The 13,322-nt window shown below is 44.5% G+C and carries 11 protein-coding genes and 2 rRNA genes; 8 read left to right on the top strand and 5 right to left on the bottom strand.

Annotated features, from left to right (window positions below; genetic code table 11):
• Nucleotides 1–99 precede the first annotated feature (99 nt).
• The 3 genes from HLI_RS09860 to HLI_RS09850 all read left to right on the top strand — a co-directional run bounded on the left by HLI_RS09860 (nt 100) and on the right by HLI_RS09850 (nt 4,530).
• Nucleotides 100–3,015, top strand: a 23S ribosomal RNA gene (locus HLI_RS09860).
• An 88-nt stretch (nt 3,016–3,103) separates the two neighbouring features.
• Nucleotides 3,104–3,217 (top strand): 5S ribosomal RNA (rrf, locus tag HLI_RS09855).
• Nucleotides 3,218–3,369: 152 nt separating this feature from the next.
• The gene (locus tag HLI_RS09850; RefSeq protein WP_128524822.1) at nt 3,370–4,530 is read left to right on the top strand and encodes an AI-2E family transporter; all 1,161 of its coding nucleotides are present in this window, start codon (nt 3,370–3,372) and stop codon (nt 4,528–4,530) included.
• Nucleotides 4,531–4,667: 137 nt separating this feature from the next.
• Here the strand turns inward: HLI_RS09850 and HLI_RS09845 are convergent, their stop codons facing one another.
• Nucleotides 4,668–5,672, bottom strand: a complete 1,005-nt coding sequence (locus HLI_RS09845) for a YeiH family protein (protein ID WP_128524821.1) — start codon at nt 5,670–5,672, stop codon at nt 4,668–4,670.
• A 107-nt stretch (nt 5,673–5,779) separates the two neighbouring features.
• Here HLI_RS09845 and HLI_RS09840 point away from each other — a divergent pair, with 107 nt between their 5' ends.
• Nucleotides 5,780–6,679 carry a LysR family transcriptional regulator gene (locus tag HLI_RS09840; protein ID WP_128524820.1) on the top strand — a complete coding sequence of 300 codons (900 nt, stop codon included), beginning with the start codon at nt 5,780–5,782 and terminating at the stop codon, nt 6,677–6,679.
• A 458-nt stretch (nt 6,680–7,137) separates the two neighbouring features.
• Here the strand turns inward: HLI_RS09840 and HLI_RS21995 are convergent, their stop codons facing one another.
• Nucleotides 7,138–7,884 (bottom strand): MFS transporter, encoded by a 747-nt coding sequence (locus tag HLI_RS21995; protein ID WP_241655974.1) that lies wholly within the window; start codon nt 7,882–7,884, stop codon nt 7,138–7,140.
• Entirely contained in the window at nt 7,869–8,348 is a 480-nt protein-coding gene (locus tag HLI_RS21990; protein WP_241655973.1) for an MFS transporter, read from the bottom strand. Before HLI_RS21990 ends, HLI_RS21995 begins: the two co-directional genes overlap by 16 nt.
• 107 nt (nt 8,349–8,455) lie before the next feature.
• Between HLI_RS21990 and HLI_RS09830 the strand changes: the two genes are divergently transcribed.
• From HLI_RS09830 to HLI_RS09815, 4 genes are all read left to right on the top strand, one after another.
• Nucleotides 8,456–9,304, top strand: coding sequence for a LysR family transcriptional regulator (locus tag HLI_RS09830; RefSeq protein ID WP_128524819.1), 849 nt, complete (start codon nt 8,456–8,458; stop codon nt 9,302–9,304).
• 18 nt (nt 9,305–9,322) lie between these two features.
• The gene (locus tag HLI_RS09825; protein WP_128524818.1) at nt 9,323–9,892 is read left to right on the top strand and encodes a nucleotidyltransferase family protein; all 570 of its coding nucleotides are present in this window, start codon (nt 9,323–9,325) and stop codon (nt 9,890–9,892) included.
• A gap of 96 nt (nt 9,893–9,988) precedes the next feature.
• Complete coding sequence (locus tag HLI_RS09820; RefSeq protein WP_128524817.1) at nt 9,989–10,795, top strand: YtvA family blue-light photoreceptor; 807 nt, start codon at nt 9,989–9,991, stop codon at nt 10,793–10,795.
• A gap of 206 nt (nt 10,796–11,001) precedes the next feature.
• Nucleotides 11,002–12,168 carry an acyl-CoA dehydrogenase family protein gene (locus HLI_RS09815; RefSeq protein WP_128524816.1) on the top strand — a complete coding sequence of 389 codons (1,167 nt, stop codon included), beginning with the start codon at nt 11,002–11,004 and terminating at the stop codon, nt 12,166–12,168.
• Nucleotides 12,169–12,276: 108 nt separating this feature from the next.
• On the opposite strand, the gene HLI_RS09810 is transcribed toward HLI_RS09815, so the two are convergent.
• Both HLI_RS09810 and HLI_RS09805 read right to left on the bottom strand, forming a co-directional pair.
• On the bottom strand, nt 12,277–12,801 hold the full coding sequence (locus HLI_RS09810) for a type 1 glutamine amidotransferase domain-containing protein (protein WP_128524815.1): 525 nt from the start codon (nt 12,799–12,801) through the stop codon (nt 12,277–12,279).
• A gap of 46 nt (nt 12,802–12,847) precedes the next feature.
• A complete protein-coding gene (locus HLI_RS09805; protein ID WP_128524814.1) occupies nt 12,848–13,234 on the bottom strand; it encodes a DoxX family protein in 387 nt (128 codons plus the stop codon).
• Between the last annotated feature and the right edge of the window lie 88 nt (nt 13,235–13,322).

Below are 13,322 nucleotides of genomic sequence, written 5' to 3'. Positions count from 1 at the left end.
AAAACTGGATAAGGAATCAATAGTGGTCATCTAACGATGACGCTAGTGATGACAAGACATCAAACATCGAAATTGTAATCAACGTCTTTTCACGAAGATAGTTAAGTGAATAAGGGCGCACGGTGGATGCCTTGGTACTAGGAGTCGATGAAGGACGGGACTAACACCGATATGCTCCGGCGAGCCGTAAGTAGGCTTTGACCCGGAGATTTCCGAATGGGGAAACCCACTGTTCGTAATGGAACAGTATCCTATACTGAATACATAGGTATAGGAAGGCACACCCGGGGAACTGAAACATCTAAGTACCCGGAGGAAGAGAAAGCAAATGCGATTTCCCGAGTAGCGGCGAGCGAAACGGAATCAGCCCAAACCAGAAAGCTTGCTTTCTGGGGTTGTAGGACACTCCATCGGAGTTACCAAGGAGGAAGATAGACGAATCGGCCTGGAAAGGCCAGCCAGAGCAGGTAACAGCCCTGTAGTCGAAATCTTTCTCCCTCCGGAGTGGATCCTGAGTACGGCGGAACACGAGAAATTCCGTCGGAATCCGGGAGGACCATCTCCCAAGGCTAAATACTTCCTAGTAACCGATAGTGAACCAGTACCGTGAGGGAAAGGTGAAAAGCACCCCGGAAGGGGAGTGAAAGAGAACCTGAAACCGTGTGCCTACAAGTAGTCGGAGCCCGTTAATGGGTGACGGCGTGCCTTTTGTAGAATGAACCGGCGAGTTACGACCGTATGCGAGGTTAAGCAGCAGAAGCGGAGCCGCAGCGAAAGCGAGTCTGAATAGGGCGAGTGAGTATGCGGTCGTAGACCCGAAACCGTGTGATCTACCCATGTCCAGGGTGAAGGTCAGGTAACACTGACTGGAGGCCCGAACCCACGTAAGTTGAAAATTACGGGGATGAGGTGTGGGTAGGGGTGAAATGCCAATCGAACACGGAGATAGCTGGTTCTCTCCGAAATAGCTTTAGGGCTAGCCTCAGAATAGAAAGTCTTGGAGGTAGAGCACTGATTGGACGAGGGGCCCCTATCGGGTTACCGAATTCAGTCAAACTCCGAATGCCAACGACTTTGTTCTGGGAGTCAGACCGTGGGTGATAAGGTTCATGGTCGAGAGGGAAACAGCCCAGACCGCCAGCTAAGGTCCCAAAGTGTGTGTTAAGTGGAAAAGGATGTGGAGTTGCTTAGACAACCAGGATGTTGGCTTAGAAGCAGCCATCATTGAAAGAGTGCGTAATAGCTCACTGGTCGAGTGACTCTGCGCCGAAAATGTACCGGGGCTAAACACACCACCGAAGCTGCGGATTGATCTTACGATCAGTGGTAGGAGAGCGTTCTAAGGGCCGTGAAGTCAGACCGTAAGGACTGGTGGAGCGCTTAGAAGTGAGAATGCCGGTATGAGTAGCGAAAAAAGAGTGAGAATCTCTTTCACCGAATGCCTAAGGTTTCCTGAGGAAGGCTCGTCCTCTCAGGGTTAGTCGGGACCTAAGCCGAGGCCGAAAGGCGTAGGCGATGGACAACAGGTTGATATTCCTGTACCACCTCCTTTCCGTTTGAACGACGGGGGGACGCAGGAGGATAAGGAGAGCGCGCCATTGGATGAGCGCGTCCAAGCAGTGAGACGGTCGGATAGGCAAATCCGTCCGGCAACGTCAAGCTGTGATGGGGAGGGAAATTTAGTACCGAAGCTCCTGAGTTCACACTGCCAAGAAAATCCTCTAGTGAGGAAAGAGGTGCCCGTACCGCAAACCGACACAGGTAGGCGAGGAGAGGATCCTAAGGTGAGCGGGAGAACTCTCGTTAAGGAACTCGGCAAAATGACCCCGTAACTTCGGGAGAAGGGGTGCTCCTCTGCCGAGGAGCCGCAGTGAAAAGGCCCAAGCGACTGTTTACCAAAAACACAGGTCTCTGCGAAGCCGTAAGGCGAAGTATAGGGGCTGACACCTGCCCGGTGCTGGAAGGTTAAGGGGATGCGTTAGCGTATGCGAAGCGTTGAACCGAAGCCCCAGTAAACGGCGGCCGTAACTATAACGGTCCTAAGGTAGCGAAATTCCTTGTCGGGTAAGTTCCGACCCGCACGAAAGGTGCAACGACTTGGGCACTGTCTCAACGAGAGACCCGGTGAAATTATACTATGTGTGAAGATGCACATTACCCGCGACAGGACGGAAAGACCCCGTGGAGCTTTACTGTAGCCTGATATTGAATGTTGGTACAGCTTGTACAGGATAGGTAGGAGCCTTGGAAGCCGGAGCGCTAGCTTCGGTGGAGGCGCTGGTGGGATACTACCCTGGCTGTACGGACATTCTAACCCAGGACCGTGATCCGGTCCGGAGACAGTGTCAGGTGGGCAGTTTGACTGGGGCGGTCGCCTCCCAAAGAGTAACGGAGGCGCCCAAAGGTTCCCTCAGAATGGTTGGAAATCATTCGCAGAGTGTAAAGGCACAAGGGAGCTTGACTGCGAGACCTACAAGTCGAGCAGGGACGAAAGTCGGGCTTAGTGATCCGGCGGTACCGCATGGAAGGGCCGTCGCTCAACGGATAAAAGCTACCCCGGGGATAACAGGCTTATCTCCCCCAAGAGTCCACATCGACGGGGAGGTTTGGCACCTCGATGTCGGCTCATCGCATCCTGGGGCTGTAGTCGGTCCCAAGGGTTGGGCTGTTCGCCCATTAAAGCGGTACGCGAGCTGGGTTCAGAACGTCGTGAGACAGTTCGGTCCCTATCCGTCGTGGGCGTTGGAAATTTGAAAGGAGCTGTCCTTAGTACGAGAGGACCGGGATGGACACACCGCTGGTGTACCAGTTGTTCCGCCAGGAGCATCGCTGGGTAGCTACGTGTGGTCGGGATAAGTGCTGAAAGCATCTAAGCATGAAGCCCACCTTGAGATGAGATTTCCCTTTGCTTTAAGCAAATAAGATCCCTCAGAGACGATGAGGTTGATAGGTCCGAGGTGGAAGCGTGGTGACACGTGGAGCTGACGGATACTAATGGATCGATGACTTATCTATAGAGATTTCGTTCGTGAAAAGTCGATGTGCATTCGACGATGATGTTTCCTTATCCAGTTTTGAGGGTTCACCTCAAGCTTTATATTGATGTGGTGGTGAAGGCGAAGAGGTCACACCTGTTCCCATGCCGAACACAGCAGTTAAGCTCTTCAGCGCCGATGGTAGTCGGGTCGATCCCCGTGAGAGTAGGACGCCGCCACGTCATTATCAACCCCTTCAGGAATTTCCTGAAGGGGTTTTGCTTATAAAGAAAATATGGGAAAAGGGTGCGCCGTTTTTTTATCTTTAATTGCCTCTTATGGTAAACTGTAGAAAAGCAGGCTTGTCATTCTTGGTGGTGAAGGAGAATTGCAAATGAATCGTTGGGATTCTACACCGGTCATCCGTTTCTTCGGTGGCCGTAAACTATTATACATATTAGGTGTGCTATTGGTTGTCGGGTTGAATATCCTTGTTTATTCAAACGTCGGGTTCATCTTCGATCCCTTTCTCATATTTGTTCAGACGGTAGCTCTTCCGTTAATTCTATCTGTGGTTGTTTATTACTTGTTACGGCCTATCATTAATTTACTTGAGTCGTGGAGGGTTAAGCGGATCTGGGGTATTTTAATTACGCTCCTTGCTTTAGTAGGGTTGATTACTCTCATGGTGGTCTTAATCATCCCTTTTCTAGAGAAGCAACTGATCAGTTTGGCAGAAGAATTGCCAAGATATTTAAGAGATTTAATCAATACGACCGATCAGTGGTTGCGAAACTCCATGTTTTCCGGGTATTATACAAATCTTTTTGAGGATGCGGATGGGGTCTTAAATCAGCTTCCTGATTATATATCTTCTTATGCATCGCAGACTGTTGAGGGAATCACGAGTATCATTACTACGGTGACAAATGTAGTCGTAGCAATTGTTACACTGCCTTTCATCCTGTTTTATCTTTTGAAGGATGGCCATCATTTGCCAGAAACGATTATCAAGCTCTTCCCTCCTAAAACCCGCTCGGAAGTAACAAGTGTGTTCAAAGGAATCGATCACCAGCTTAGTGCCTATATTCAGGGTCAGATCATTGTAAGTTTTTGTATAGGAATCATGATGTACATTGGATTCTTGATTATAGGGTTGGAATATGCATTGTTGCTTGCTGCGATTGCTAGTGTGACGAGTGTCGTTCCTTACTTGGGACCGGTTATTGCTATCACACCAGCACTGATTATATCTATCGTTACTTCTCCTTTCATGGTTTTGAAACTGTTATTCGTGTGGACGGTTGTTCAACTCTTAGAAGGAAAGTTTATATCTCCCCAAATCATGGGGAAAAGTTTGCATATTCATCCGGTAACCATTATTTTTGTACTGCTGACAGCAGGTCACTTGTTCGGGGTGGTGGGAATCATCTTGGCTATACCGGGTTATGCAATTCTGAAAGTTTTCGTCACCCATATGTTTTTATGGTTTCAACGTCGTTACAACAGGTTCGTAGAGGAAGAACATCAATATTCAATCGACAATAGTAAATAAAAAAGGAAAGGGTGTCCTTCCTTTTTTCTACTTATAGTGAAACTTCTTTTCTCCTCCTGTTATCTTCAGGGTATTAAGGAGACAGGATGTTAATTGTCCATAAAAAAGATGCTGAACTGTAAAGGACAGCATCTTTTTTATAGGATCCAATAAGAAAGCAGTGATAATATAATAGAAGTTAAAACGAGTAAAATCATTGGCTTTAATGCTTTTTCTCTTACGTCTGTCAGACTTACACTGAGCCCAAGGCCGACCATAGCCATCGTGAGAATGAATGAGGTAAATGTAGAAATTCCACTCATCAGTGAGGCAGGGATTGTAAAGAGAGCCCCATCAATATAACTTCCGAAGAGACTCATTAGAATAAATCCTATTAAGAAGTAAGGGAATGCGATAGTGTGCTCGTTATCTTTTTTACCTTTCTTCTGCATGAACCATACAAGGATCAAGCTAACAGGCACCAGCAAGAAAACACGGCCTAATTTGGCAAGGAGTGCCATGCCCAGGCCCTCCTCGCCGGCAGGTTCACCTGCAAGAGCGACGTGAGCAATTTCATGGAGACTCAATCCTGCCCAAATGCCGTATTCTTCTGCGTTGATAGGAAGAATCGGACGTATAATGGTATAAGCAATTGCGAATAACGTTCCAACAATGGATATCACACCAGCGCTGATTGCTGTGTCTTCTTCTTTCGCTTTTAAGATAGGAGAGACTGCCGCAATTGCTGAAGCCCCGCATATTCCAGTACCTATCCCAAGGAGCATTGTCAATGAAACGTCAGCCTTAAACAATACGGCTAGCAAGTACATAAATCCGATAGCAAAGATGATGACAAGGACGCCTTTGAAGAGCAAGGGAAGTCCTTCATTTATAATGACATTAATATTTAATTTCAAACCGAACAATATAATAGCGAGACGTAATAGTTTCTTTGCGGAAAATTGAATTCCTGACCGTATGAATTCAGGGTACCCGAAAAAATGTCTATAAATGACTGCAAGTAAAATAGCAGATGCTAAAGGTCCTGCTTGATTGACCAAAGGTAGTGTGGCTAATAAAAAACCGATGGCAGCAATAAGGGCAGTAAAACCTATCCCTGTAAGGAGTGTTCGATCAGAAGTCAAGCTGAAATATGGCTTCATGCTTTTTCCTCCTTTTTCCCCTCATACACTATACGCCTCGTTTAATTATTAGTAAAATAAAACTTTATAATGTCAATGATTATAAAATTAAATGATTGGGTGATCCTATGGATTTAGAAGCATTAAAAACATTCGTGACGGCCATTGATCAGAAAAGCTTTACAAGAGCATCAGAAATACTGAACCTCTCACAACCAACAGTCAGTTCACATATTAAGAATTTGGAACATTTTTTTGGTACAACGTTAATTGATCGATCTCCAAAAAGATTCATAGTGACTCAAACAGGTGATATTGTTTACCAGCGGGCCCGCCAAGTGTTAGGTATTATGGAAAAAACGAAAAGCGAAGTGTTAGAGTTTCACCAACAACTTCGGGGAAGCATCCGTATCGGAGCGAGTTATACAGTCGGTGAATATATCATTCCCACGATTTTAAAATCATTTGATCAAAACTACCCTGCAATTGAAGTAGGAGTCACGATTGCAAATTCACAGAGAATCAATCGGGAAGTTCAACTCCACCAATTGGATATAGGGTTAGTCGAAGGGAAGGTAGCCGATCAGGGGCTCGCTTCCTTTCCATTTATGGAGGATGAAATGGTTGTCGTTGTTCCGGAGGACCATCCTATTCGAAGAAAATCCTCTATAACCTTTGAAGACCTGCAGGATCAGACGTGGATCTCTAGAGAAAAAGGATCAGGGACCAGGGCAATGATGGATTCGATGCTGGAATCATTCAACATCCGTCCTAAGAAAATGATTACGATTGGAAGTAATCATGGAGTAATTCAGGGAGTGAAAGCAGGTATAGGTCTTTCATTCATATCTGAAACGGTCGTAAAACATACAGGAGCCATGAATTTAATCATGCGTCTTCCTTATATAAAGTCGACGACACGTTATTTTTCCATCGTAACTCCTGTCCATGAAGAAGAAATAACCACTCATGTCGATGTTTTCATTAAACTGGTTATGGAAATGTATCAATTGTCAAAAAATCATTGATTTTTTTCGAACTAACCTCTGTTATGATGAAGGGAAAGAAGGTTTGGGTTGAAGTGAAGACTCTATAATAAAATGAGGATCGCGAAATCGGCCAGGGAAGCTTACAATCCTTTGCACGCAGGATTCAGCAATTTGAAAAAATGTCCGAATGTGTAAAAAACCTGAATAAATTAAAGAGATCGAGGGTACTGTGCATTATAGAAAAAATGAAACGTTTTCGCTTGTGGATTCGTAAATAAGGAAGATAGCATAATAACAGTGTTTCAATACCAAATCTTATTTCTAATACTGAGGTGAAAAAATGAAGAGACTAGACCAGATTGTCGACTATTTGAAGACGCTGGGAGTTGAGGTTGAGAAGGTTTATCGTACACCGAAGGAAGAGACGAGATAAGCGGAGATTATACTTATAAATCAAGGTATGCTCAAAATATAGAGCATACCTTTTTACTGTTTGATCACGCGCTCTGTTGTGAAGTGATTTCTATGAATGCAGGGTGTTTTGATTGCTTGATTGCCCATAAGACACCTAACAGGACAGGGAAGAGCAAGAGAAGGAAAACCATATAAGCTCCTTGGGAGGTGGCGACTATACCGAAAATCGGACCAGTAATGACAACAGAAGTCTGGTTGCCTAACATTCGTAAACTAGACATACGTCCGTGAAAGTGAGGGTCAGTCGCCATTTGTTGAATGGACTGCAAAAGAGCACGTACAAATGAAGTTCCAAGGCCGATCATCGCAAATCCAAGGAAGGCAACCCAAACATGGGAGGTCAGTCCAACCAAAGCTAAGCCGGCTGCCATAATGAGGAGCGACCAAACCGCCAGCCGGTCTTTGCACTTCATCCACCACCAGGTGCCAATTAGACCGGCGACAATTCCTCCGATTGAAAATGTACTATCAAGAAAACCATATATAATGGAAGACTGTTGTAAGTGTGCACTTGTATAAACACTTAAAAACCCCAGGGTTGTATGAAAGGTCAATTGGCCGAGCATCATCATGATGAATAAACCATAAAGCATTTGGTGTGTATGCACATATGTGAAGCCATCCTTCATTTCCTTTATGAAAGAAGTCGGCTCGGTTAATTCCTGTTTAGGGATAGGTGTGTAAGAAATAAGTTCTACGGTCACCCAGGCTCCCAAGTACAGACAAACGACAACAACAAGTGAAGACGTAACAGTTAACCAGCCAGCCAAAATCCCCCCAGTGATGCACCGCATAAACTTCCAGCAACAGTGGAGGAGGCAGACCAGGTGAAAATCCGTGGCAAATCCTCCTTCGGGAAGACCTCAGCCACCAAGGCTTGAAGGGAAGGGCGAAAAAGAGACCCTAAGGTTTGAAGAACCATATGTGACACGATCATCACTAAAGGATGGATCCAATCTATAAAGAAAGCCCCCCATAAAAAAACTAAACATATGATGCTGCACAAACCGGCAATGCTGGCAAGGCGTTTCCTATTTTTACGATCGACAAGCACGCCGAAAATCAGGTTGGAAAACAGTCCTGGAATAAAACCGAAGCTGACAAACAGTCCTGTATATAGTGCATCTCCGGTCCACTGGTACAAAAACCAAGTGATCAATACAAAATACATAGCCCGCCCACATTCATAGAAGAAATATCCACTAAGTAACCGCTTTGTATTCAATCGATTCATCAAATCACCCCTTTTGGAACTACTTCCATCCTATCCCATCCATAGAGATTTGGATAATATTGCTTTATAATGAAAAGTGATAAGCATTGCTTATGGGGGGAGTCGAGATGAAACTAGAAGATTATCAATTGATCCTTTATTTAAAGGAGTATGGGACAATCAGAGCGACTGCGAAGAAAATCTTGATATCACAGCCGGCTCTTACACAACGTTTGAAATACATAGAAGAATACTTGGGAGGGCTTATTTTCCTCCGTACCTCTAAGAAACTTCTTCCTACGCCCTTCGGGGAATTGGTTCTGGATCATGCAGCAACTGTCATGAAGCGAGAAGAACAACTGTGGACTCGCTTATCAAAAGCGAAAGGAAAAGTAGCGGGGACACTTTCTATCGGTGCTTCTTCTTTGTTCAGTCAGTACTTTCTCCCTGATATTCTCGAAAAGTTCACCACACAGCATCCTGAGGTGACCATTGATCTAGTGACTGGGGTGAGTGAAGAGATCCGACAAAATTCACATTCATTTCACATTTGTATTGTCAGAGGAGAGCCTCTGAAGGATTATGAAAAATTTCATCTGTTGGATGACCCCCTGTATCTGTTCGATCGTTATCCGTTACGCTCAAAACTTACGCGGCCATTCATTGAATTTAAAAGTGATCCTGAATTTCAGAAGTTGATTGAGAGGTGGATGTACGCTCAGGATGGTCTATTGTTCAATCGTTCGATTAAAGTCGATCATTTTGAAACAGCCAAGCAAATGATGAGTAGAGGTTTAGGTATGACGGTGTTGCCGGAAAGTATATGTAGTAATGAAAAAGATCATTTTGAATATATACCTTTGACGATGGAGGGGGAGTCAATTGTCAGAGAGACCTGGGCATGTATAAAGCCTGGCTTACGCGACCTTCCGCAAGTCGAGGCGTTTATGAAGCATATAGAAGTTGAAAGCTTATAAAAGTAGAGGTGATAGCAAATGGATGATTTAGAAAAAAAGCTGGTTTATATTCTTAAAGAAAAAACACCGTATATCCAGCCGTTATTTGACACTGCAGACCGTTACCTCAGTTCATATTACATCGGGGCTGGAGTAGTTGTGCAGACTGTGTGGAACGATCTCCATGGTTATGACCCCGGCTATGGGATTGGAGATGCAGATATTATTTTTCATGATGAAAAAGGTACATTAACAGAGGAGAGAAAGCTGGAAGCAAGTTTAAAAAAGAGAATGGATGATTATCCGTTTGAGATTGACATAACGAATGAGGCACTTGTGCATCAGTGGTATGAAGATAAATTCGACCAGGTCATTGAACCTTATACATCAAGTGAAGCGGCGATTGACACATGGCCGACCACTGCCTCAGCCATAGGGGTGAAGCGCCTGGTAGAAGGAAGTTATCAAGTATACGCTCCGTATGGATTAGAAGATTTGTTCCGAATGACTGTGAGGCCGAATAAAAAATTGATCACCGAAGATATCTATTATAAGAAAGCCCACAAATGGAAGTCCCGATGGCCTATGTTAAAAATTTCACCATGGTAAAACCAGAAAGATGTATATTCGGGTGCCGCTTGCACTTCGAGTACGATTCATTTTATTATGATAGTATTCATTCCATTACAAAGGGGATTGTTAACAGTGAGTGGACAATCGTTTGTTAGATTAGAAGAAATACATCAAAATGAATTCATTAAAGCGGCTATCGATCGTGTAGGGGCGGGAGTTGTTATTACAGACCCTGAACAAGAAGATAATCCGATGATATATTGCAATAAAGGCTTTCAGGAGTTAACTGGATACGAATCGGACGAAATTTTGGGACAGAACTGTCGTTTTCTACAAGGAGATGATACGAGTCAGAGCCAAGTAGAAAGAATTCGTGACGGACTTAAAAATTTCCAATCTGTCCAAATTGAAATTAAAAATTATCGTAAAGATGGGTCGATGTTTTGGAATGAACTGCAAATTTTCCCCGTATTCATTGAACAGATGGAACAAACATACTTTGTCGGTGTGCAAAAAGATGTGTCTCAACGACGGCAGCAAGAGGAATTGATCGGGCATTATTTGTCTGAAGTGAAGCGTCTCTCCACACCGATTGTCCCTGTCGAAGACAACATTTCCGTGCTTCCTCTCGTGGGGACGATCGATGATGAACGTTTGCAGCAAATGCTGGATGCCGTGAGCCATCATGTGAAGGAAACGAAAGAAGATTATTTGATTATGGATATGTCTGCTGTTCATTCTTATAATGAAGCGGTACATATGGGGATTTATCAAATGAACCAATTACTTGACTTGATGGGCACAACTCTTGTCATTACGGGGATTAACCCGACATTTGCAATCCAGAGTGCCCCTTATGCAGATTTCAGTGAATTATCTTTACAGACGTATGCCTCAGTGAAACAAGCACTGCAATTTATACAAAAGGAAAACATATAATAAATAACTGATTAAAGGTTCTGGTCTGCGAAAGCCATGCCATGCACAAAGCTGAACATCTAGCTTAGTGTACGGCATGGGATTTTTTTATTTTAGAATTTATAAAAGTCAGTTTAAATATCATAGACTTCATAATCTGGTCGTTGGATTAAACCTGACTTGTAAGGTATGATTTAAATATAATAAAGGAAGCAGGAGTGGATAGAATGGGAGATGTGTTTCAACCATGGATAAAGAATGTCAGACATGAGCGTTTATTTGAAAAGGCTGTACGTATCGCAGAAGAAGCTCGTTCCCATGTGACAGAGACGGATCGGGATGCAGTATTTTCCCACCACACCTTAAATGTGATCAAGCAAGAAGAATACCCTTCTTTAACATTACCGACAACGTTCGGGGGAGAGGATCTTTCCTTATATGAACTGTTGCTGTTACAAGAAAAGATCGCTGAAGGTGACGGAGCGGTTGCGCTATCCATCGGCTGGCATATGGGGATCATGATGGAACTGGCTGATGAACAGTTGTGGAAAAGAGACCAATTCGAAAAATTGGCAAAAGAAGTGGTCCGAAATCAAAAAGTGGTCAACCGCGCAGCGACTGAACCGGCAACAGGAAGCCCTACTCGTGGGGGCGTTCCAGAGACGACGGCTGTCAGAGCAGATGGCCAATATGTGCTGAATGGCAGGAAATCATTTACATCAATGGCGGAGCATTTGAATTATTATATCGTCTCAGCTTATATTAAAGATATAGACAAGGTTGGCTGGTTTATTATCGACCGTCATCAACCTGGTGTTTCAGTTGAAAAGACCTGGGATACCCTTGGTATGCGGGGCACGGAAAGTGATGATTTAGTGATGACAGATGTGGAGTTGGGTCTCGAGGATTTAGTGGAAGTCAATTCTGGGGAGAAGTCGACCCCTAAAGGGTGGCTCCTGCACATTCCTGCCTGCTATTTGGGGATTGCTGTAGCAGCACGGAATGATGCAATTGATTTTGCAAGGAACTTCCAACCCAATAGTTTGGACAAACCGATTTCAGAAGTTGCCCATATTCAGGATAAAATCGGTGAAATGGAATGGAAGCTGCTTCAGGCACATTCCTTTATGTACACGACTGCGAGAAAATGGGACGAAGAACCTGAAAAAAGGAAGCACATGAATCCAGAGTTAGCAGCTGTCAAAATGGCTGTAACCAACACAGCTGCTGAAGTGGTGGACCTGTCACTACGAATTGCGGGAGGGCGCGGGCTCTCAAAGAAATATCCATTTGAAAAATATTATCGTGATGTCCGTGCAGGGCTCCACAATCCTCCTATGGATGATGCTGTCGTTACGATGTTAGCGAAACGGGCTATCGCTGAAAAAGAGTAACGACTTAAGTGATCAACCTCAGGAGCGGGGGTGGGGTGCGCCTCAAATTAAAACAACCCATAAAAAAAGCTCGCAGCCATCTCATGCTGCGAGCTTTTTTACATCAAATTATTTCTCTGCTAGTAAATCAGCAAAAGCTTTTGCATATGGAGGTAAATCAGGTGGACGACGTGCGGATACGAGGTGTTCATCCTGAACGACAGCTTCGTCGTACCAAGTAGCTCCTGCATTGGTCATATCGTCTTTGATGCCTGGGGTACTGGTTACTTTCCGTCCTTTGAGAATACCGGCAGAAATGAGTACCCAGCCAGCATGACAAATTTGTCCGATCGGTTTGCGGTTTTCGTCCATGTGGCGGATGATTTCGATGACTTTGTCATAACGGCGAAGTTTATCCGGCGACCAACCACCAGGCACGAGCACCCCATCGTAATCCGCGGGATCGACATCGTTAAAAGCATAATCGGAAGTGGCTGGGACCCCGTACTTGCCAGGATACTCCACGCCTGCTTCTTCACCAACAAGGTGTACAACAGCTCCTTCTTCTTGCAGCCGGAGTAAAGGGTACCATAATTCCAGGTCTTCAAAATCCTTGCTTACTAAGGCTATGACTTTTTTATTTTCTAAACGCATAAACTACCTCCTTATCCTTGGAATCTATCTCTATTTTACCAAAGGTTCATCTGTGTTTCGAATCTTTGGACACTGTGATGACCCACCATATGAGAAGAGGTTGGAAGAGAGGGCGGACCCATAAAGCAGCCAGGCTCGTTTCTTCACTCCAGGGTGCTGGTATGCCATAGATGGCAGCATAAATATTGGCTGGTAACACAAGGACCAAGAAGATAGCTGTCGCAAACCCCGCCGCCCTCCTTGTTTGTGGAAAGATAAGAAGCAAGGCTAAGAGCCATTCCGTTATCCCTGTTACATAAACGAGTTCTAATTTCAGAGGCACCCAAGAAGGGAGCATCTGGGCGAACCCATGGTCATATATGAAATGGGTGACCCCTGCGTAAAAAAATGCTGCAGCGAAAAGATAAAGCCCGATTTGGCGTAATACGTGCATGACGTTTGCCTCCTTTAGGAAATTTAATCAATAGGTGAAACTTTTCTCATAACGAGTTCGTCTACTTAAGCAGCCTACTTTTTTCAGA

Origin of the sequence: Halobacillus litoralis (assembly GCF_004101865.1) — a bacterium.
GTDB classification, from domain to species: Bacteria; Bacillota; Bacilli; order Bacillales; family Halobacillaceae; genus Halobacillus; species Halobacillus litoralis_A.
Note: the sequence above shows the minus strand (reverse complement) of the source record. Positions and strands in the feature narration are given on the sequence as shown.